Origin of the sequence: Streptomyces sp. NK15101, from assembly GCF_020400725.1 — a bacterium.
Classification (GTDB): domain Bacteria; phylum Actinomycetota; class Actinomycetes; order Streptomycetales; family Streptomycetaceae; genus Streptomyces.
Genome location: NZ_JAINVG010000007.1, coordinates 132,766 through 153,900 on the forward strand (window position 1 = coordinate 132,766; position 21,135 = coordinate 153,900).

Genomic DNA, 21,135 nt, shown 5'->3' on the forward strand with positions numbered 1-21,135 from the left:
TTCATGAAGCGTCGGCTCGGCTCGTCCCCGGCCGTGCCGCCGCGCCGGCTTCACTCGGGGTGAGGGCGGCGCCCAGGGAGGCGAACTCGGCGGCCAGATCGGCCGGGCAGTCGGCCAGGAGATCGGCCACAGAGTCCCACACCACCCGGGCCGCCCTGACCAGCAAGTCGTCCCGCGGCGGCGTCAGGTAGTGCTGGAAGCCGAGCATCTCGAGCGGCGCCGCGACCGCGACCAGCACGTGGTCGGGCAGCTCGATCAGCCAGCCGTCGAACCGGTCCGCCTCCACGATGCGGCCGACGGTGGCGCGCAGCGACACCATGTCGACGGCCTCCGCCTCGCGCGTGCGTCGCACCACGGCGTCAGACCTCGTCCGTGTAGCGGATCGGGGTGTAGCCGGCCAGCTTCTCGAAGTCCCGGTAGAGGGTGTCGTAGTCCTTGTTGCGGACGAGGAAGGTGCCGCCGTTGTCGATGAGCGAGGCGCCCTGCTTGATCTCCTCGCCGACCTCGACCTTCCACTTCATGGTGAAGTCGCTCTCGACGTCGGGGTCCACGAGCTGGGCCACGACGCCGGGGCGCTTGGGGATCACCGCGTCGAAGCAGTAGGTCTGCTCCTGGTCCCACGGGTGGCTGGCCAGTCCCGCCTCGATCTCGAAGGCCAGGTTGAGCAGCGCGACCGCGTAGTTCTCCTGCATGGCGGCGAGTCCGGCCAGGCCCTTGAAGCGGGCGCCGACCTCCAGGAAGACCAGCTCGTCGTCCTTGGTGTGGAAGAGCTCCAGGTGGCTGCCGCCGTCCAGTCGGCCGAGGGCGTCCAGGACGGTCTCGGTGAAGGCCACCATGCGGTCGACGCGGGGGTCGGAGTCGATCAGGTTGATGTCGGCGTTGACCCGGCCCTTCTGCACCTCGGTGGAGTTGACCAGGTACTCGGTGACCCCGCGGAAGACGGTCCTGCCGTTCTGCGTCACCAGGTTGACGCTGTACATGGTGCCGTCGATGTGCTCCTCGTACTCGTAGGAGCGTCCGAGGTCCTTCGGCAGGGCGAAGAACTCCTCCGTGGTGAAGACCTTGTACACCCCGTCGGCGGAGGCCGCGTCGACCGGCTTGAGCACGAAGGGCATGCCGACCTCGGCGACGATCCGGTCCAGGTAGGCCGCCGGGTCCGCGGCGCGGGCGTCGGCGTCGAACCGGCCGAACCGGGGCACGCGCAGACCGGTGCCGGCCAGCCGCTCCTTCATCAGGCACTTGTCGCGGTAGGGCAGCAGCTCGTCGTAGGTCGGGCCGGGCAGGCCCAGTTCCTCGCGCAGCTCGCCGGTCAGCAGCAGGTTCCGCTCGTCGAAGCAGTGCAGGGTGAGTTCACCGGGACCGCACTCCGCGGCGAGTTCGCGCACGATGGCCCGTACGGACGCCGGGTCGGCGATCGACGACTCGGTGTACGAGGGGTTGTCGAGGCCACAGGGCACCACGTGGATCCGGTGGAAGTACTCCCGCTCCTCCTGCGAGACGTTGGCACTGTCCTGCTCGGAGAAGATGCCGACGAACCGGACCTGGTCCGGCTCCACCAGCAGGTCGTGGCGGAACACCCCGAAGCCCCGGGTCGAAATCACGACGACCGTCTTCATGCGCTTTCTCCTGTCATCGTCCTGGTCTCGTCGGACGGCCCGGTGGTTCCGGCCGTCTCGGACGTCTTGTTCTTCGTCCGCTTCTCCAGGGCGAGGAGCAGCGGGACGGCCAGCAGGCTCAGCGTGGCGAGGAAGACCATCGGCAGCACCTCCCCCCGGGCGAGGAGGAAGGTGAGCAGTCCCGGGGCGACGACTTCGCCGACCGTCCAGGACAGCTGGTACGTGGCCAGGTAGCGGCCGCGTATGGTGCTGGGGGCCATCGACACGCTCAGGGTGTCGAGGGCGGGGAAGGCGATCACCTCGGCGAGGGTGAAGACGCCCATCGCGAGGAAGAGCCCCACGTAGGTCACCAGGTCCGACGTCACGTAGAGGACGGCGAAGAGGAGGAACGCGGCGGTGTTGAGCACCGCGGCCAGCATCACGGCGCGGGTCATCCGGGACGACTCGGCCTTGCGGGCGACCAGGGTCTGGGTGAGGGAGACCTGGATCGCGTTGACCACGATCAGCGTGCCCGCGGTCCAGGCGGGCATCTCCAGCGCGTCGACGATGTAGATCGCCAGCAGCACCTTGATGAGCATCTGGGCGAACACCATGGTGGCGTTGACGCCGATGAGCAGTGTGTACGAGAGGTCCCGCAGGACCGTCCGGTAGCCGGCCGGGGGCTGCTCCGGCGGGGCGCTCCGCTCCTCCGGGGCCGCGTCGAGGATCACGTCGGCGGTCGCCGGGGAGGTCTCGCGAGCGGGCTCGGGGGGCGTGGGCCGCCAGGTGAAGAGCAGGACGGCCGCGAAGACGTAACTCACCGCGTTGCCGATGACGATGGCGTGGAGCGCGGTCCCCTCCCCCAGCGTGAAGGCGAAGGCGGCGAGCGCGCCGCCGATGCCCATCGCCGTGTTGCGCAGGGCGGTCATGAAGCCGAACCAGGTGGTGCGCCGGTCCTCGGGGGCGGCGAGCACCACCAGGCCGCTGCTGGACGTCCAGTACGTGGTGTGGCCCACCTGGACGAGGAAGGCCACGACCACGATCTGCCACACCGAGTGGGCCAGGAGGAAGCCGAGGTAGCCGAAGACCGAGACCAGGTTGCCCCAGGCCGCCGTGCGCCGGGCGGTGAACCGGTCGATCAGCGGGCCCACGACCATGGACGTCGGCAGGGCGAGGAGCCGTGCCAGGGTCATGGCGGCGCCGATCGCGGCCAGGGACACGGAGGTGGTCCGGGCGAAGTACACGACCGTGAACGCCAGGATCAGTCCGGTGCCGAGGCTGTCGATCAGACTCGCGGAGACGAACTTGCCGTGCCCCTTCAACCGCGGGATGCCGAGTTTCCGGCCTATCGACTCGGGTTCGACGGTGGTTGCCACTTCCTGGCTCTCTCTCGCTCCGGTTCGTGCCTGGGGTTGACGGCTCAGCCCTGTTCGGGCCGGGTGACCACGCGGATCCGGTCGAGGAGTCCGTCGATCCGCTCGATGGCGGCCGCGGTGTCCTCGGCGGTGACCAGGACCTGGACGTGCCGGCCGTAGTTGTCGTGCATCGGGCTGATCACGTCGCCGGGCTCGACGTACACGTCGACGCCGAAGACGCCGGGCAGCTCACGGACCTCGTCGACGCCCTCGACGGACTCGACGACGCCGGGCCGGCCGTTGACCCACTTCGTCGCGGCGCCGAGGACCGCCCGCGGCCGCTCGTGCAGCTCGGGGACCAGGCGGAACGGCCAGCCGGCCGCGTACTGCTCCAGGTCGACGCCGTGGGTGACGGCCATGAAGTCGAGCAGTCGGTCGCCGGCCACCCGGTCGTGGCCCTCGATGATCCGCGGGCCCTTGGAGGACAGCTTGATCTCGGTGTGGCCGACGCCGTCCTTGAGGCCGATGGCCGTCAGGAAGCCGACGACGTGGTCCACGATGGTCCGCTCGTCCTCCGGGTCGAGGATCGCCGGCAGCGCGTGGCCCATCTCGACGACGCCGTCGTGGAACTTGCCGGTGACGGAGACGACGATGTGACGGCCGGCGAAGGAGAAGGACTCGACGCTGTACTCGACGCCGTCGATGTACTCCTCGGCGATGAAGGAGGTCACGGGGTAGAAGGTGGCCATCGGCAGGTCGTCGCGGTCGCGGAGTCCGGCCACCTCCGCCCAGGCGGCGTCGACCTCGTCCGGGCCCTCGATGACGGCGATGCCGCGGCTCGCGGTGCCGTCGAGCGGCTTGACGATCACCGGGTAGCCGTGGCGGCTGCCGAACTCCCGGACGTCCGCACCGCTCTTGACCTCGGCGCAGCCCACCGACTCGAAGCCGGTGCGGTGGAGCCACTCGCGCATCCTGAGCTTGTCGTGCAGGCGGTTCGCCACCTCGTAGGAGGTGCCGGTCAGGCCGAGGCGGTCGTTGAGCCGGCCGGCCAGTTCGGTGGCCTGCTCCACCAGGGTCATGACGGCCGTGAAGCCGTACGCCTCGTGGGCGGCGCGGACGATCGGCCAGGTCACGTCCCAGTCGAGGTAGTCCACCAGGAGCAGCGCGTCGGCCGCCTCGGCCTGGCCGGGCAGCAGCCGCTCCTTGTGCTGGAGGAGGACGACCCGCAGGCCGAGGGCCTTCGCCTTCTCGATGGCCTGCAGCCGCCCGCCGATGATCAGAATGGTGTTCATGCTGGTTCCTCCGGTGGTCATGCGGTGGCGGGGGTCGACGGGACGGGGACGGACCCCGCGGTGGCCCGCCGGTCGTCCTGGACCTCGTCGTAGAGGGCCTCGACGATGACGTCGAGTCCGGCCGTCAGGCTCTCGTCGGACAGGGTCAGCGGCGGGAGGATCTTGATGACCTCGCTGTCGCGGCCGCAGGTCTCCACGATCAGCCCGCGCTCGAAGCAGCGGCGGGACACCTTGGCGCCGGAGATGCCGGCGGCGCTCACGTCGATGCCCCGGATCAGCCCCAGGCCCCGGACGGAGGCGGCGAAGCGGGCGGTCACGTGCTCCGCCAGGTAGGCCTCGACCAGGTCGCCCTTGCGGCGCACCTCGGCGCCGAACGCCTCGCCCGCGCCGTCCGCCCAGTGGGTGCGAACGGCCTCGGCGGCGGCGACGAACGCGAGCTGGTTGCCCCGGAAGGTGCCGTTGTGCTGGCCCGGCTTCCACACGTCGTATTCGGGCTTGACCAGCAGCAGCGCCATGGGCAGTCCGTATCCGCTGATCGACTTGGAGAGGGTGATCAGGTCCGGACGGATGCCCGCGCGCTCGAAGGAGAAGAAGGCGCCGGTGCGGCCGCAGCCGACCTGGATGTCGTCGACGATCAGCAGCACGCCGTGGGTGTCGCACCAGGTCCGCAGGCCGACGAGGAACTCGGTGGGCGCCACGTACACCCCGCCCTCGCACTGCACCGTCTCGATGATGACCGCGGCCGGCTTCTCGACGCCCGAGCTGCTGTCGGACACGAGCCGGTCGAGCAGGTCGAGCGAGTCGAACGGGCCCATCGGGGAGTCGGGGAAGGGGATGTGGGTGGTCTTCGGCAGGGTGGCGTGCAGGCCGGCCTTGTAGAAGTCCGAGCCGACCGCGGCCAGCGCACCGGTGCTCATGCCGTGGAAGCCGCCGCCGAACGCGACGACGTTGGTGCGCCCGGTGACGAGCCGGGCCACCTTGAGGGCCGCCTCCACCGCGTTGGTCCCGGACGGGCTGCAGAACTGCACCCGGTGGTCGAGGCCGCGCGGCGCGAGGATGTGCTCCTGGAAGGTCTCCAGGAAGTCCTGCTTGGCCGGGGTCGCCAGGTCCAGACCGTGGGTGAGACCGTCGCGCTCGATGTAGTCGATCAGCGCGCGCTTGGCGAACTCGGGGTTGTGGCCGTAGTTCAGCGCGCCGGCCCCGGCCAGGAAGTCGAGGTACCGGGTGCCGTCCGCGCCGGTCACGAACTCGCGCCGGGCGGTCGTGAAGGTGGCGGGGAAGGACCGGGAGTACGAGCGGACCGCCGACTCCCGGCTGTCGAACACGGCGGCGGGGCCGTTGTCCTGCGTCATGACTGCCTCTTCGTGCGTTCGGGTCACCGCGGGCCTCCGGTCGGCGACGAGGCCGGGAGGTCCCGGCCGATGTGGCGGGAGTGGGCGACGGCGTTGCCCGGGTGGTCGCCCAGGGGCTCGCCGTTGACGACGACCTCGCGGCGCGCCTGGAGGCCGCGCCGGTGCGCCTCGGACGCCGTGTCGCCGGTGACGATGAACATGCCGACGGCGTCGAGCTGGTCGGCGCGGCCGCTGAGCTTCTCGCCGCCGGTCTTGGTGGCGCGGGCCGCCAGGGTGTCGGCGGGGAACTCGATCGACCGGAACTCGGTGGTCCCGGGGCGCGGCATCACGAGCATCTCGACGGCGAACCGGTGCGGGCGCCCGGTGAAGGAGAGGTCGGGCCGGATGCCGCAGCCGATGTCGACGAGCACGTCGCCGAAGTCGATCCCGTAGGCCGCCCCGGTGGAGACCGGGGCGGCGAATCCCGCGCCACGGGCGTTGAAGTCGATCAGCTCGGCGGTCCCGTCCTCCGTCACCATGAACTCCAGGTGCGTGGGGCCGTGGTGGAAGCCGAGCGCCTCGTGCACGGCGCGCGAGGTCTCGACGATCCGGTCCTGGTGGGGGTGGTGGTACGGCAGCTGCATGCCCTGTTCGACGACCGGGTCGGAGGCGAGCACGTAGCGGCCGGTGAGGTTGACGAAGCCGACCTCGCCGCGGTGCACCATCGACTCGACGGAGAGGAGCTCGCCCTCCGCCCGCTCCTCCAGGACGAAGGCGCCGTGGGCCCGGATGTAGTCCCGCATCAGCGGGTTGACGACCTCGGTCCGCTCCACCGTCTCCATCGCCGCGCGCAGTTCCTCGGGCGTGGACACCTCGAAGCACAGGGCACTGCCGGTGCCGTTGGCCGGCTTGAGGATGGCCGGCCGGTCGAAGTTCCAGGTCTCCCAGGCGAGCGCCTCGTCGAGCGGGGCGGTCCGCAGGGCGGTGAGGCCGGCCTCCTGGAGCCGGGCGCGGACGTGCGCCTTGTCGAGGATGCCGCGCAGGGTCGCGGGGTCGGTCGTCGGCAGTCCGGCGAGCTCGCGGAGGGTCGCCTGGTGGGGCAGCGCTCCCTCGAACATGCTGTGGGTGCCGACGATCTCGTAGCGGTTGGTGAGGTACTTCAGGAGCGGCTCGACGGTGGCGGGGTCCGTCCAGGAGGCGACCTGGACGTGCTCGTCGACCAGCCCCTCGGGCACGGTGAACGGGCCCTCGGAGCACAGCGGGTTGCGGTTGAGGGCGACGATCTCGAAACCGCGGGCCTTGGCGGCCTGCGCCGTGACGAGCATCGCGTTCATCATCTCGAAGAGGACAAAGGCTCTCCTGCGGGGCATCGGGGTACTCACTTCCCTGCCGGAACCGCGACGGCCCCGATGTCGGTCCGGTAGCGCATGCCGGGGAAGCCGACGCGCTCGATCTGGCCGTAGGCGCGGGCGCGGGCCTCCTCGGGGGTGATGCCGGCGCCGACCACGTGGAGCACCCGGCCGCCGGTGGTGCGCGGGACGCCGGCCCTGTCGAGCCGGACGTTCGCGCAGAAGACGACGGCCTCGGCGGGGTCGACGCGGTCGAGGCCGCTCACCGCCTGGCCGACGGTGAAGGGGCCGAACGGCCAGCCGGCCGGGGCGTCCGGGGGACCCGGGTCGACGCTGCCCTGGACGAGCGCGACCGAGCAGCGGGCCCGGCCGTCGGTCTCCAGCCGGTGCCGGCCCAGCTCGCGGGCGAGCACCGCCTCGCACAGAGCGGTGAAGTCGCTGGTCACGCCGGGCAGGACGACCTCCGCCTCGGAGTCGCCGAAGCGGGCGTTGATCTCGATGACGACGGGGCCGCGCGGGGTGAGCATGGCGCCGATGTACACGAACCCGGTGAAGTCCAGTCCCTCCGCCCTCAGGCCGCGTACCAGCGGGTCGACCAGCGTGGACCGGAGTTCCTCGCGCAGCTCGGGGCTGTCGTCCGGGTGCGGCGCGACGGAGCCCATGCCGTCGCAGTTCTTGCCGGCGTCGTTCTCCAGGGTGCGCTTGTAGTCGAGGCCGGTGGGGAACAGCAGGGCGCTGTCCCCGTCGAGCAGCGCGAACACCGAGATCTCGGAACCGGTCAGGCGTTCCTCGACGACCAGCCGCAGCCCTTCGCCGCACTCGCGGGCGAACCGGTCGACGGCCGCCTCCGCCTCGGCCGTCGAGTCGCAGACCACCGAGCCGTCGCCGTCGGGGGTCAGCCCGTCGGTCTTGACGACGCAGCGGTACGGGAGGGTCCGCACGTACTCCTTGGCCTTCTCGGCGTCGGTGAAGACCTCGAACCCGGGCACGGGGATGCCGTGGTGGGCGCAGAACTCCTTGCCGCGGGTCTTGCTGGACTCCAGGGCCGCCGCGGCCCTCGTCGGGCCGATGACCCGGTGTCCGGCGCGGCGCAGTTCGTCGACGTACCCCAGGGACAGGGCGTCGATGTTCGAGACGAAGACGAAGGAGACGGGGTGCCGTTCCAGGAACGACAGGGCGCTGGCCGGGTCGGTCAGCGAGACCGACGGGGCGGACACGATGCGCGGATGGTCGATCACGTCGCAGCCGGGCCCGTAGTAGACGGTCACGTCCGGGTCGGTGCGCGTGAACAGGTCGCAGATCGCGTGGCCGCGTCCGGTGCTGTCGACGACGAGGATCTTCTTCATGGGCCTTGCTCGTGTGGTCACGGTGTCACCCCGCCGTCGACGGGGTGAGCGGAGCGGACGGCACGGCGGTCCAGTCACGGACGCTGTTGCCGACGTAGACGTGGGTGAGCAGGCCGCCCCACGCCTCGTAGTAGCGGTCGGCGTTGCCCTGCGCGAGGTCGTCGTTGCGGACCCAGGAGGAGTTCGCCCAGTCGCACTTGGGCCGGACGTGGTGCAGGTCGTGCTGCACGGTGTCGCCGACGAGGATGCACATGCGGTACGGGGCGTAGAGCAGCGTCATCCGCAGCCACCAGCCGGTCCAGGCGGCGAGCCGGCCGGCCGCGCCCAGCGAGGCGGTGTCCGGGACGGGCTCCCCGCAGAACCGGCCGAAGGTCAGCTCGTCGCGCTGCGCCTTGGTGAGGCGCTCGGCGTTGCCGTGGATCCACCAGCGGTGCTCGCTGAGCGTGTACAGCAGGGTCTGGTTCTGGAAGAAGAACGTCAGCGGGACGAACCAGAGCAGCAGCCACTGGACCCACCAGCCGGTGACCGCCAGCAGGGCGACGGTCACCGCCAGGAAGCCGTACGCCATCGCCATCCGGTACAGCGGGGAACGGCTCAGGAAGTTGGCCCGGATCCGGCTGAACAGGAAGGACCGGTGGTGGCGGGGCGAGACCAGCGCGCGCAGCAGGTAGCCGCGGAACTCCTTGCGGGTCATGCCCGGCCGGGCGCCGGTGCTCTGCAGGTACAGCGTGTCGCCGTCCTTGAGGGAGCAGGGGAAGGCGTGGTGGGTGAGGTGCTCGTCGCGGTTGCCGTCGAAGGGCGGCCGCCACAGCAGGGTGGTGATCAGCTCGCTGACGACCCGGTTTCCCTGTTTGGAGGCGGTGAACATCCGGTGCAGCGTCTGGTGGACGACGACGACGTCCAGCCGCCGCATGCCGCCGGCCGTGACGGGCCAGCTGAGCAGCAGCACCGGGACGAGGACGTACCAGGGCCGGGTCAGGGCCCAGGCGCCGGCGGCGACGGAGACGGCGGTCTGCACCGCGCCGGCGATCAGGGCCAGGGTGGGGCGCCACATGACCCGGGGTGCGGTGCCGGCCAGGGGCACGCCGGTCACCCAGGTCAGGAAGGGCTGTACGAGGCGCGGCAGGCCGCGCATCGTCTCGCGTGGTTGCATCGTTGGCTCCTCGGTGGGCGACCGGGGCGTCAGCCGGCGCTGCGCGGATCGCGGACGCCGCCGAACAGGGCGTCGTTGGTCTCGTGCGTCATGGGGCGGCTGAGGTCGTCCTCGCTGGCCAGCGTCATGTTGACGATCGTGCGGCGGCCGTTGCCGCGGATCGGGTACACGCGGTGCATGGTGGTGTTCGTCTTCACGACGTACGCGTCGCCGGGCTCCAGCGCGTAGGAGCGGACCTGGCTGCTGATCAGCGCACCGTGGACGTCGGGGTTCTCCTTGTCCCAGGAGGTGTTCGCGACCGCCTGGACGAAGCCGCCCTCGGTGTAGTGCGGTGCCTCGAGGACCAGGATGATGCCGTAGGTGTAGTCGTCCCAGTGCCAGCCGTGGGTGTCGCCCGACTTCAGCAGGCGGCTGATGACGTAGTGCTCGCCGGCGTACGGACAGGTGTGGACCTTCTCGCCGACGACGCGGGAGACGAGGTCCAGGACCTGGGGGGAGAAGTAGAACGCGTCGATCAACGGGCCCTCGTCCTTGATGACGGGCTGGCCGACGGTGGTCATGCTGCGCGGGGTGTTGTCCGTGATCTCGAAGGTGAGATCGTGGCTGACACCGTGCCGGTCCATGATGCCGAATGCCTCGTCCCGGATCGGACCGAAGAGTTCCGGCGGGAGCAGGCCGCGCAGCGGCACGATGTGTTCCGCGGCGAATTTCTCGCGCACTCCGGCCATCACCGCGGCGTCGAAATTCTTCGCGAAGTGGCGTTCCAGCAGGCCGTCCACCTCTTCCGCAGCCACCTGCGCCACACTTCCGTCGATCGTCATGCGTTCCCCCTCGTCGATTTTTGCGTGCGTTTCCGTGCGTTTTCGGTGTCGTGCAGGGTGATCAGAGTCCGGCGGACACAAGAGGACGCGTGAATTCCAGCGCGTGGACCAGGAAGCGCTCACCCTCGAATTCCGCGCGGCCGTCGGCCCGCAGCTTCTCGAGGTGACCGAGCATGATGTCCTTGTGCTCCGCGTAGCTTTCCAGCGGAATGTCCATTTCGCAGACCTCGATGGTGCGGACCTCGTAGCCCTTGGCGCACATCTCGGAAACCGTGCGGGCCACGTCGGCCAGCGAGGAATGGGCCATGACCAGTCGGCCGCCGGGCACGAGCAGGTCGTCGATCCGGGCGACGACGGCGTCGTACATGCCGCGGCCCTCGCGGCCGGCGACCAGAGCCGTCTCCAGTCCGCTGTCGGTGGAGTAGCGAGGGTCGTACGGCAGGTGCGGCGGGTTCGTCACGACGAGGTCGGCCTTCTCCACCGGCGCGAAGCCGGCGAGGTCGGCGGTGACGCAGGACACGCGATTGACGTCGAGACCGTTGCGGGCGACGTTGGCCAGGGTGTCCCCGGCGGCGGCGGCGTTGACGTCCAGGGCCGTGACGTGCGAGGCGCCGCCCGCCAGCAGGGCGACCGTGTAGAGGCCGGAACCGCAGCCCAGGTCGAAGGCGGTGAGGCCGCGCGGGTCGGGCGCGCTCGGGTGGTTGAGGGCGGCGACCAGGCTCAGGCCGCAGTCGGTGGGGAAGAGCACCTCGGCGGGGTCCTCCACCTCGATGCGCAGCGGCCGACCGCGGTACTCGAAGACGCCGTAGGCGGGGCGGGCGAACCAGAGGGTCCCCTTCCCTCCGACGGGCAGGGATCGTTTCTCGACCGGCGCCGTGATCGGGGCAGCACTCATCGCAGCCTGAACCTTTCGGTGGAGTGGGCAGGGCGGAAGCAGAGCTCGGGCGGAAGCAGGGTTCGGGCGGAACGGACTCGGAAGGGGATCCGGACGCGCCGAAACGGGCCGAACACTCTCGGGAAATTCCGGAAGAAGGCATGGTGAACGCGCACGCGCCGAACAACGGGAAACCACCCGAACGGAAAGCGGGCGCGTCAGCCGCTACTCACCGGAGAGCAGCGGAAGAAGGCACGGCCTCAGGAGAATGGGCCGGCGGGAACGGGCTGGATGGCCCGTACCGTCAGAACATGGACCGAGACGCTGCGGGGACGCCGTGGAACCGGCGGGCGCGCACTCGATCGGGACGGTGGTAAAGGTGGGGGGTCGACGTGCTCAAAGTGACTGCCTCCGGACGAGGGGTAAACCGGAATCGCTGCTTACGGACGCGGATGGCGCCGTACGGGTCGGCCCAGGGTGGTGATGCGCCGGTGAGCGCGGAGTCGTACTGGTTTTTGAGCCGTCGCAGAAACTAGTGATCGCGAAAGGAGTACGTCAACCCTCGGTATTCATATTCTTCAAGTCGGAGCTTCGCGATACTGCCGCTGGCATATGCAGAAGTGGCTGGATCTATGCATATGCGGAGAGGGCCGCCCCCCGGTCGGCCGGGGGGCGGCCCTCTCAGGACCTGCGGGCCGAAGGCCCTGGGGTCGGACTCAGACGGCGAGCTCGACCGTGATGTTGCCGCGGGTCGCCTTGGAGTACGGGCAGACCTGGTGGGCCTTCTCGATCAGGCTCTTGGCGGTCTCGGCGTCCACGTTCGGGATGGTCGCCGAGATCTTGACGATGATGCCGAAGCCGTCGTCGTTCTTGCCGATGCCGACCTCGGCGGTGACCGTCGAGCCGGAGACGTCGGCGTTCTCGTTGCGCGCGACGACGCCGAGCGCGCCCTGGAAGCAGGCGCTGTAGCCGGCCGCGAAGAGCTGCTCGGGGTTGGTGCCCGCGCCCGAGCCGCCCATGGCCTTGGGCGGGTTCACGACGACGTCGAGCTGACCGTCGTCGGTGGCGACGCGCCCGTCACGGCCGTTCTCGGCGGTGGCGACGGCGGTGTAGAGGACGTCCGACTGCTGGATGGACATGCTGGGTACTTCCTTCTGCGGTTCGCCGCGACTCGCGCCCACGATCGCGACGGCTGAGGGAAGACTAGCGGGTCGCCGAGACGATCATCTTTCCGGTGTTGTCGCCGCGGAGCAGACCGAGGAAGGCGTCCACGCCGTTCTCGATGCCCTCGACGAAGGTCTCGCGGTGCTTCAGCTCGCCCGAGGCGAGCCAGCCGCCGACCTCCCGGACGAACTGGTCCTGCAGACCGTAGTGGTCGCCGACGAGGACGCCCTGGAGCCGCAGCCGCTTGCCGATGATCATCGCCATGTTGCGCGGGCCCGGGACCGGCTCGGTGTCGTTGTACTGGGCGATCATGCCGCAGATGGTGGCGCGGCCGTGCACGTTGAGCGAGGAGATCGCGGCTTCGAGGTGGTCCCCGCCGACGTTGTCGAAGTAGACGTCGATGCCGTCCGGGGCGGCCTCGCGGAGCTGGTCCTTGACCGGGCCGTTCTTGTAGTTGAAGGCCGCGTCGAAGCCGAGCTCCTCGACGAGGAACTCGACCTTCTCGTCGGAGCCGGCGGAGCCGATGACCCGGGAGGCGCCCTTGAGCCGCGCCATCTGGCCGACCTGGCTGCCGACGGCGCCGGCCGCGCCGGAGACGAAGACGGCGTCGCCCTCCTTGAAGGAGGCGACCTCGAAGAGGCCGGCGTAGGCCGTGAGGCCGGTCATGCCGAGCACGCCCAGGTAGGCGGAGAGGGGGGCGAGGGCCGGGTCGACCTTGGTGGCGTGCTGGGCCGGGACGTCGGCGTACTCGCGCCAGCCGAGGCCGTGCAGGACGTGGTCGCCGACGGCGAAGCCCTCGGCGTTGGACGCCACGACCTCGCCGACCGCGCCGCCGTCCATGGGGTGGTCGAGCTTGAAGGGCGGGATGTACGACTTCACGTCGTTCATCCGGCCGCGCATGTACGGGTCGACGGAGAAGTGCAGGTTGCGCACGAGGATGCGGCCCTCGGCGGGCTCGGCGACCGGGGTCTCGCGCAGGGCGAAGTCCGCCGGCACGGGCCAGCCGTGCGGACGGGCGACGAGGTGCCACTCACGGCTGGACGCGGGAAGAACGGACATGAGCACGGCCTCCAGAAAAGCTTCTGATCACAAAAGGTTCACTACCTCAAACAACCATGCGCCTACATATTTCATGTTGTCAAGCATCTGGGTAGACTGATGCCCATGGCCACCTCACGCACGGACCCCCTGACCCTCGAAGTCGTCGAGCTGATCGGCACGGTCGTGGCGCGCTACTACGAGGAGTACGAGCAGGCGGCCGCGCAGCACGCGCTGACCGGCGCCCAGGCCCGCGTCCTCGGACTGCTCTCGCTCGATCCGCTGCCGATGCGCCGCATCGCCCAGAAGCTCAAGTGCGAGCCCTCCAACATCACCGGGATCGTCGACCGCCTGGAGGCCCGCGGCCTGGTCGAGCGCCGGCCCGACCCGGCCGACCGGCGCGTCAAGCTGGCCGTCCCCACGGACGAGGGCCGGGACACCGCCCGCCGGCTGCGCGAGTCCCTCGACTTCGCGCGCGAACCGCTCGGCGAACTGACCGAGACCGAGCGGACCCTGCTCCGGGACCTGCTGAAGCGGATGCTGGGCGCGGACGCGGCGTAGGGCCGGGGCCCCGGACGGACCACGGCCTCGAACGGACCACCGGTTTCAGGCACCCCACCCCTCTCAGGGGCACCTCCAGCCTCAGACGCACCACCAGAGGAAGCGGGTGCACGTCGGCGTGGGGCTGGGCGTCGGGGTCTGGCTCGGCGTGGGTCCCGTGATCGCCGGCGCGGTCCCGCCGGGCGTTCCCGAGCCGCTCGGCGTCGGGCCGCTCTCCGTCCCGGCCGGGGCCGCGGTGGGCGTGGCGGGCGGGGAGGCCGGGCCGCTGGTCGCCGGTGCGGAGGTCGGGGCGCCGTCGCCCCGGCCGGTGCCGGTGCCGGTCCCCGCACCCGTACCGGAGCCCGTACCCGTGCCGGACCCCGTACCCGATCCGGTGCCCGATTCCGATCCCGACCCCGTGCTCACCTGGCGGGGGCGCGCGGGGACGGAGCTCGGCGCGTCCGTCGCCGGGGCCGGGCTCGACCCCTCCGGCGGTTCGGTGGTCTCGACGGGTTCGGGCGGGAGCGGGGTCTCGGTGACCTCCAGCTCCTCCACCGCGATGGCGGCGCCGTCCTGCGCCGGCTCCTCCAGGGCGAGCTTCGCCAGGGTCAGCGTCCCGGCCGCGAGGACCAGTCCCACCGTCCCCACCAGGACCGTACGGCCCCGGCGCGCGCCCGATCCCCTCCCCCGCCGCGCGGCGGAGCGGCCCCGGGCGGCACGGCGCCCACCGGGGGCCGGGCGCGCCGGTTCGAGGACGTCCAGCTCGTAGACGTGCTCGGGCGCGGGCCGGTCCGGATCGTCCTGCCCGTCCCGCTCGTCCCGGTCGACGGACCGGTCCGGGTCGCCGTACGCGGCGGGGCCGCCCGGCTCGCCGTGGACGGCGGGTCCGTTCGCGTAGCCGTGGGCGGCGGGATCGCCCGCGTAGCCGTAGGCGGTGGATCCGCTCGGGTCTCCGTACGCGGCGGATCGGCTCGGATCCTCGTAGATCGCGGGCCGGTTCGGCTCGCCGTAGTGGTGGCGGTCCGGGGTGTGGACCGATGAGGGGACCGGTGTGTGCACCGGTATGTGGGGAGTCTCGTACCGCAGTTCCTCGACGGGAGTCCCGCACCCGGCACAGGCGAGGGCCCCATTGAGATGCCGCCGGCACGCGTGGCAGTAGTCCATGGGGCCCGCAGGCTATGCGGCCCGGTGCGGCGTCAGGTAGGCGCGGACGTGAGGATCCTGTGTGGAAACCGCAGGTCGGCGGCGGTGCGCCGTGATTCTCCCGCTTCGGGAAGGATCGGCTCCAGGCCTTCCTCACCGGGAGTGGGGACTCCGGCACCGCCCGCACCCGGGGGCCCCGGGCGGCGCAGCCCAGCGCGCGCCGCGCCCCGGAGGGCCGGACGATGCGAACAGGACCGCGAATCGCGACCCCCTCGCCCGTGCCAGCACCGCACTCCGGAGGATCCGCCGTGACCGTCAGCCTTGATCAGCTGCGTCGTTGCCATGTCGCCGTCGACCTGGGTGCCGCCCGCACCCGGGTCTTCGTCAAGGGCGCCGGGCTCGTCGTCGACGAGCCCAGCGTCGCCGCCGTCAACACCCGTACCGGAGCGCTGATCGCCGTCGGCGCGCTCGCGGAGAAGATGACCGGCCGCACCCCCGACTACATCCGGGTCGTCCGCCCGGTCTCGGGCGGCACGGTCGTCGACATCGAGATGGCGCAGCGGATGCTCCGTCACCTCCTCGGCGAGAAGCTGCGCCGGCAGCTGCGCCGCAAGCCCCGGCTGCGCGCGGCCGCCTGCACCCCGCACGACAGCGACCCGCTCGCGCAGCGCGCCGCCGTGGAGACCCTCGTCGGTCTCGGGGCGCGCCGGGTCGAGCTGGTCGACACCCTGATCGCGGCGGCCGTCGGCTGCGGACTTCCCGTCGAGCAGCCGACCGCGACCATGATCCTGGTGTGCGGGGCCGCGACCACGCAGGTCGCGGTGCTCTCGCTCGGCGCGATCGTCACGGCGGAGCGGATGCCCGTCGGCGGCGACGCCATCGACCACGCCGTCATCCAGCACCTGCGCCACCACCACGAGCTGATGCTGCCGAGCCAGTCGGTGCGCCCGCTGCAACTGGCCCTCAGCGGCAACGGCCTGACGGCGCAGGGGCCCGCCTGGACGGAGATCCACGGCCGGGACGTCGCCACGGGCCTGGCCCGTTCGGTGACCGTCGACACCGCCGCCGTGCGGGACGCGATCCACACCCCGCTGACGGCGGTCCTCGACGGCATCGGGAAGGTGCTGCGGGACTGCCCGCCGGACCTGGTGGCCGACCTCGCGGACCGCGGGATCATGATGGTGGGCGGCAGCGCCCTGCTGCCGGGCCTCGACCAGATGCTGCGGGAGGCGACCGGCATGCCGGTGCACATCGCCGAACGACCGGACGTGTGCGCCGTCCTGGGGCTGGGCGCGATGCTGGAGGGCAAGGTCCAGCCGATGGTCCTCGACCCGCTGGCGGAGCGGGACCCGTTCGCCGACGAGGAGTGAGTCGTCCTGGTTCCGGGCGATTCGTACGACCATGAGACCATGACGATCATGGACGAGGGCGCCGAGGCCGCGGACGCGCGCGAGGAGGAGTCCCGCCCGGACGCGGGGGCGGAGGCGGACGCGGAGGAAGGCGAGGGCGAGGACTCCCTTCGCCTGCCCATGCTGCTCGAAGCGGTCCTCGGCGTCGGCACGGACCTCGAACTGCGCACCACCCTCCAGCACATCGTGGACTCCGCGACCGAGCTGACCGGAGCCCGCTACGGGGCGCTCGGGGTCGTCGACCCCGAGCGCCACCGCCTCACCGAACTCTTCACCTCCGGCATGACCGACGAGGAGCGGCGGCGGATCGGCCGCCTCCCCGACGGCCGCACCGGACTGCTCGGCGTCCTCGTCCGGGACCCGCAGCCGCTGCGGCTCGACGACCTGACGACCGACCCGCGCTCCTCCGGCGTCCCCGAGGGCCACCCGGAGATGCACGGCTTCCTCGGCGTCCCGATCCGGGTCCACACCGAGGTCTTCGGCAATCTGTACCTCACCGAGAAGCGCACGGGCCCCTTCACCGAGGAGGACCTCGCCCTGCTCCGGGTCCTCGCCTCCCAGGCGGGAATCGCCATCGGCAACGCCCGGCTGTACGAGACGGCCCGGCAGCGGGAGCGCTGGATCGAGGGCGCGGCCGCGGTGACCACGGCCCTGCTCACCGGCGCCACCGCCGAGAACGCCCTGACGACAGTCGCCGAGCAGGCCCGCGTCCTCGCCGGCGCCTCGGCCGGCGTGGTCCTCCAGCCCACCGAGGAGGGCGGGATGGAGATCGTCGCCGCCTCCACCACGGACGACCCGGGCGACCTGGTCGGCACGACGATCGCGCCCGGCTCCCCCGTCCTGGTCCAGCTCCTCGGCGGGGAACCCGTCTTCGTCGAGGACTCGGCGACCGATCCGCGGATGACCACGCACGTCCGGTCCCGTTTCGGCCCGTCGATGATGCTGCCGCTGCAGAGCGGCGGGAAGCTCATCGGCACCCTCGCCCTGCCCCGGCGGCGCGGCGGCCGGCCGTACTCGGCGGTGGACCGGCTGCTCGCCTCGCAGTTCGCCTCGCAGGCCGCGCTCGCGCTGGTCCTCGCGGACGCCCGGCACGACCGGGAGCGGCTCGCCGTCTTCGAGGACCGCGACCGGATCGCGCGGGACCTGCACGACCTGGTGGTGCAGCGGCTGTTCGCCACGGAGATGATGCTCGAGTCCACCCGGCGACGGGCGGGCGGCTCCTCCGACGAGGACGCGCTGCTCGGCCGGGCCGTGGACGAACTGGACTCGACGATCCAGGAGGTCCGGACGACCATCTTCGCCCTCCAGCAGCCGCCGGCGGACGCGCCGGCCTCCTTCCGGGGGCGGGTGCTGCGCGAGACCGGCGGGGCCGCGGTCCCGCTCGGCTTCCAGCCGTCCGTGCACTTCTCCGGCGCGGTCGACACGCTCGTCGACGAGGAGACGGCGGACAGGCTCCTCGCCGTGCTGCGCGGGGCGCTCGCGGCGGCACACCGGCGGCCGGGGGTCGGCGCGATCACGGTCGAGGTGTCGGCCGGGGCCGACGGCGCCCGGCTGCGCGTCGAGGACGACGGCACTCCGCCGACGACGGTGACCTGGCCCTGAAGGACCCTCGTACGGCCCAACCCGGCGCGCCGGGCGCCTCCCCCGGATCTTGACTGGAGGGGTGACCACCGAGACCAAGCCCCCGACAGCGGCGGCCTACCGCAACCTGGCGATGGCCACCATCGGCTTCACGCTCACCTTCTGGGCGTGGGACCTGATCGCACCGATCGCGAGCTGGTACGGCGACCGGCTCGACCTCAGCTCCTTCCAGCAGTCCCTGCTCGTCGCGGTGCCCGTCCTGGTCGGCTCGGTCGGCCGCATCCCGGCCGGGGCGCTGACCGACAGGTACGGGGCGAAGCTGATGTTCCCCCTGGTCTCGGCGCTGACGATCATCCCGGTGCTGCTGCTGATCGTCGTCAAGGACAGTTACGGGCTGATGCTGGTCGTCGGCTTCCTCCTCGGCCTCGGCGGCACGACGTTCGCCATCGGCATCCCCCTGGTCAACTCCTGGTTCCCGCCCGCCAAACGCGGTCTCGCGCTCGGGGTGTTCGGCATGGGCATGGGCGGCGTCGCGCTCTCCGGCTACTTCACGCCCCGGATCGCCGAGCACGGCGAGAACCTGCCGTTCATCGTGGTGGCGATCGCGCTGGCGGCGTACGCGGTGCTCGCGGCGGTCCTCATCACGGACCGCCCGGACCGCCCGGTCCCCACCGCCTCCCTGGCCTCCCGCCTGGGCTCGGCGGCACGGCTGCGGGTGACGTGGGAGCTGTCCGCGCTGTACGCGATCGGGTTCGGCGGCATCGTCGCGTTCGGCGTCTACCTGCCGACGTACCTGAAGACCTGGTACGAGCTCGACCCGACGGACGCGGGCACCAAGGCGGCCGGGTTCGCCCTGGTGACGGTCGTCTTCCGCCCCGTCGGCGGCTGGCTCTCGGACCGGATCCACCCCGCGCTCGTGACGGCCGTCGCGCTCGGGACCGTCGCCCTGCTCGCCGTCGTCCAGGCCTTCGACCCGCCGCTGAACCCCGGCGGCACCATCGCCCTGCTCGTCATGGCGGCCGGGCTCGGCACGGCGAGCGGCTCCGTCTTCGCCCTGGTCTCCCAGGTCACCCCGCAGGCCAAGGTCGGCAGCGTGACCGGCATCGTCGGCGCGATGGGCGGGCTCGGCGGGTTCCTTCCGCCGCTGGTGATGGGCGCGATCTACAGCGCGAAGGGCTCGTACTCGATCGGCTTCATGCTGCTGTCGGACCTGGCGCTGGCGGGGTGCGTGTACGCGTACGGGCGGATGCGGGGGATCCGGGCGGGCGGTGAGACGCCGGACCCCCGCCCGACGAAGCTGACGACCACCAGCCCCTGAGCCCTCCCGGGCCCCACCGTGTGCCCCCGCCCCCGCCCGTGTGGGCAGTCGTCCCGCTGGGCGGGACGGGTGGGCACACGGGACGGCGCCCTTCGCGGCGCCTCCGCGTTCCGCGCCTGGACCCGCACCACCAGGGAGCCGTGCACGGGGTGCGGGTCCAGGCGCGTGAGCCTCGGGCGCCGGCAAGGGGCGCCGTTCCGTTGTGCCCACCCTCCCCCGAGCTCTCGGCTCCGCTCGAGCAGGGGGAACCCCCTTGCCCCGGCGGAACGACCGCCCACAACGGCGCGGCGCGGGCGGGCAGAATGCGTCACGTAACCCCTCGCCCTCGACCACCCGAGGAGTACGACCGGTGAGTGCGCTCTTCCCCGAACTCGAACTCGAACGCGAACGCGACCGCGACCGCCCCGCCCTGCGCGTCAGCCCCGACGCCCTGACGTACGCCGAGCTGGCCCGCGCCGCCGGCGCCCTCGCCGGACGCCTCGCCGACGCGGGCCGGGTCGCCGTCTGGGCGACGCCCACCGCCCGTACGGCCGTCGCGGTGGTCGCCGCCCTGCTCGCCGGCGTACCGGCCGTACCGCTCAATCCGCGCACCGGCGAGCGGGAGTTGGCGCACATCCTCGGCGACAGCACGCCCGAGCTGGTGCTCGCGGGTCCGGAGGACGAGCTGCCGGCGGGGCTCGCGGCGCTCCCCCGGATCGACGTGGAGCTCACGGGGCCCGAGGTTCCTCCCGAGGCCGTCCCCGTCGACCCCGAGACGACCGCGCTCGTCGTCTACACCTCCGGCACCACCGGCCCCCCGAAGGGCGTCCTCCTCTCGCACCGCGCGGTCGCCGCCTCCCTCGACGCGCTGGCGGAGGCCTGGTCGTGGACGGCGGACGACGTCCTGGTGCACGCGCTGCCGCTGTTCCACGTGCACGGGCTCGTCCTCGGGATCCTGGGCCCGCTGCGGCGCGGCGGCGAGGTGCGGCACCTGGGCGGGTTCTCGGTGGAGGGCGTGGCGCGGGAGCTCGGCGACGGCGGCGGCACGATGCTGTTCGGCGTACCGACCATGTACCACCGGCTCGCGGACGCGCTCGACGGGGACGCCCGCCTCACCGACGCCCTCTCGAAGGCCCGGCTCCTCGTCTCCGGTTCGGCGGCGCTGCCGGTGCACGACCACGAGCGGATCGCGGCGGCGACGGGCCGGACGGTCGTGGAGCGGTACGGGATGAGCGAGACGCTCATGAACACCAGCGTGCGCCCGGGCGGCGAGCCCCGGCCCGGCACGGTCGGGACGCCGCTCGCGGGCGTGGACCTGCGGCTCGTGGACGAGGACGGCTCCGTCCTGGAGGAGCTCGACGGGGAGACGGTCGGCGAGGTGCAGGTGCGCGGCCCGAACCTCTTCTCCGGCTATCTGAACCGGCCGGACGCGACGGCGGCGGCCTTCGACGGCGACTGGTTCCGCACCGGCGACATGGCGGTCCGCGAGGCGGACGGCGGGGTGCGCCTGGTGGGCCGGAAGGCGACGGACCTGATCAAGAGCGGCGGCTACAAGATCGGGGCGGGCGAGATCGAGAACGCCCTCCTCGACCACCCCGGCGTCCGGGAGGCGGCCGTCACGGGCGAGCCGGACGCCGACCTGGGCGAGCGGATCGTGGCCTGGGTGGTGCCGCGGGACGGGGAGAAGCCGCCGGCGGAGGCGGAGCTCGCCGACCACGTGGCGGGGCTGCTCGCGCCGCACAAGCGGCCCCGGGTGGTGCGCTACCTCGACGCGCTGCCCCGCAACGACATGGGCAAGATCCTCAAGAAGGCTCTGTCGGCGTCCGGTTGAGCGAAGGCGGCCGGGT

At 71.9% G+C, this 21,135-nt stretch carries 18 protein-coding genes; 5 read left to right on the top strand and 13 right to left on the bottom strand.

Going from position 1 to position 21,135, the window contains the following annotated elements; all coding sequences use genetic code 11:
- Window position 1: 1 nt before the first annotated feature.
- The 12 genes from K7G60_RS06080 to K7G60_RS06135 all read right to left on the bottom strand — a co-directional run bounded on the left by K7G60_RS06080 (window position 2) and on the right by K7G60_RS06135 (window position 13,339).
- Window positions 2–355 carry a hypothetical protein gene (locus tag K7G60_RS06080; protein WP_225799751.1) on the bottom strand — a complete coding sequence of 118 codons (354 nt, stop codon included), beginning with the start codon at window positions 353–355 and terminating at the stop codon, window positions 2–4.
- 4 nt (window positions 356–359) lie between these two features.
- A complete protein-coding gene (locus tag K7G60_RS06085; RefSeq protein WP_225799752.1) occupies window positions 360–1,616 on the bottom strand; it encodes an acetyl-CoA carboxylase biotin carboxylase subunit family protein in 1,257 nt (418 codons plus the stop codon).
- Window positions 1,613–2,971, bottom strand: coding sequence for an MFS transporter (locus K7G60_RS06090; protein ID WP_225799753.1), 1,359 nt, complete (start codon window positions 2,969–2,971; stop codon window positions 1,613–1,615). The genes K7G60_RS06085 and K7G60_RS06090 overlap by 4 nt, the downstream gene beginning before the upstream one ends.
- 44 nt (window positions 2,972–3,015) lie before the next feature.
- Window positions 3,016–4,242, bottom strand: coding sequence for an ATP-grasp domain-containing protein (locus K7G60_RS06095; RefSeq protein ID WP_225799754.1), 1,227 nt, complete (start codon window positions 4,240–4,242; stop codon window positions 3,016–3,018).
- Window positions 4,243–4,259: 17 nt separating this feature from the next.
- The gene (locus K7G60_RS06100) at window positions 4,260–5,594 is read right to left on the bottom strand and encodes an aspartate aminotransferase family protein (protein ID WP_225799755.1); all 1,335 of its coding nucleotides are present in this window, start codon (window positions 5,592–5,594) and stop codon (window positions 4,260–4,262) included.
- 23 nt (window positions 5,595–5,617) lie between these two features.
- Entirely contained in the window at window positions 5,618–6,943 is a 1,326-nt protein-coding gene (locus K7G60_RS06105) for an acetyl-CoA carboxylase biotin carboxylase subunit family protein (RefSeq protein WP_225799756.1), read from the bottom strand.
- 8 nt (window positions 6,944–6,951) lie between these two features.
- On the bottom strand, window positions 6,952–8,289 hold the full coding sequence (purD, locus tag K7G60_RS06110; RefSeq protein ID WP_225799757.1) for a phosphoribosylamine--glycine ligase: 1,338 nt from the start codon (window positions 8,287–8,289) through the stop codon (window positions 6,952–6,954).
- 4 nt (window positions 8,290–8,293) lie between these two features.
- Window positions 8,294–9,421 carry a fatty acid desaturase gene (locus K7G60_RS06115; RefSeq protein WP_225799758.1) on the bottom strand — a complete coding sequence of 376 codons (1,128 nt, stop codon included), beginning with the start codon at window positions 9,419–9,421 and terminating at the stop codon, window positions 8,294–8,296.
- A 29-nt stretch (window positions 9,422–9,450) separates the two neighbouring features.
- Window positions 9,451–10,242, bottom strand: coding sequence for a hypothetical protein (locus K7G60_RS06120; protein ID WP_225799759.1), 792 nt, complete (start codon window positions 10,240–10,242; stop codon window positions 9,451–9,453).
- A gap of 61 nt (window positions 10,243–10,303) precedes the next feature.
- Window positions 10,304–11,137 (bottom strand): methyltransferase, encoded by an 834-nt coding sequence (locus K7G60_RS06125; RefSeq protein ID WP_225799760.1) that lies wholly within the window; start codon window positions 11,135–11,137, stop codon window positions 10,304–10,306.
- 695 nt (window positions 11,138–11,832) lie between these two features.
- Window positions 11,833–12,255, bottom strand: coding sequence for an organic hydroperoxide resistance protein (locus K7G60_RS06130; protein WP_086831271.1), 423 nt, complete (start codon window positions 12,253–12,255; stop codon window positions 11,833–11,835).
- A 64-nt stretch (window positions 12,256–12,319) separates the two neighbouring features.
- Window positions 12,320–13,339: an NADP-dependent oxidoreductase gene (locus tag K7G60_RS06135; RefSeq protein ID WP_225799761.1), complete on the bottom strand. Its 1,020-nt coding sequence runs from the start codon at window positions 13,337–13,339 to the stop codon at window positions 12,320–12,322.
- 105 nt (window positions 13,340–13,444) lie between these two features.
- On the opposite strand from K7G60_RS06135, the gene K7G60_RS06140 reads away from it, so the two are divergent.
- Window positions 13,445–13,879: a MarR family winged helix-turn-helix transcriptional regulator gene (locus K7G60_RS06140; protein ID WP_225799762.1), complete on the top strand. Its 435-nt coding sequence runs from the start codon at window positions 13,445–13,447 to the stop codon at window positions 13,877–13,879.
- Window positions 13,880–13,960: 81 nt separating this feature from the next.
- On the opposite strand, the gene K7G60_RS06145 is transcribed toward K7G60_RS06140, so the two are convergent.
- A complete protein-coding gene (locus K7G60_RS06145; protein WP_225799763.1) occupies window positions 13,961–14,917 on the bottom strand; it encodes a hypothetical protein in 957 nt (318 codons plus the stop codon).
- Window positions 14,918–15,309: 392 nt separating this feature from the next.
- Here K7G60_RS06145 and K7G60_RS06150 point away from each other — a divergent pair, with 392 nt between their 5' ends.
- From K7G60_RS06150 to K7G60_RS06165, 4 genes are all read left to right on the top strand, one after another.
- On the top strand, window positions 15,310–16,371 hold the full coding sequence (locus K7G60_RS06150; RefSeq protein WP_225799764.1) for a rod shape-determining protein: 1,062 nt from the start codon (window positions 15,310–15,312) through the stop codon (window positions 16,369–16,371).
- 159 nt (window positions 16,372–16,530) lie between these two features.
- Complete coding sequence (locus K7G60_RS06155; RefSeq protein ID WP_225799793.1) at window positions 16,531–18,012, top strand: GAF domain-containing protein; 1,482 nt, start codon at window positions 16,531–16,533, stop codon at window positions 18,010–18,012.
- Window positions 18,013–18,124: 112 nt separating this feature from the next.
- Window positions 18,125–19,309 (top strand): MFS transporter, encoded by a 1,185-nt coding sequence (locus K7G60_RS06160; protein ID WP_225799794.1) that lies wholly within the window; start codon window positions 18,125–18,127, stop codon window positions 19,307–19,309.
- A 349-nt stretch (window positions 19,310–19,658) separates the two neighbouring features.
- On the top strand, window positions 19,659–21,119 hold the full coding sequence (locus K7G60_RS06165; protein WP_225799765.1) for an acyl-CoA synthetase: 1,461 nt from the start codon (window positions 19,659–19,661) through the stop codon (window positions 21,117–21,119).
- The last annotated feature ends 16 nt before the right edge of the window (window positions 21,120–21,135 follow it).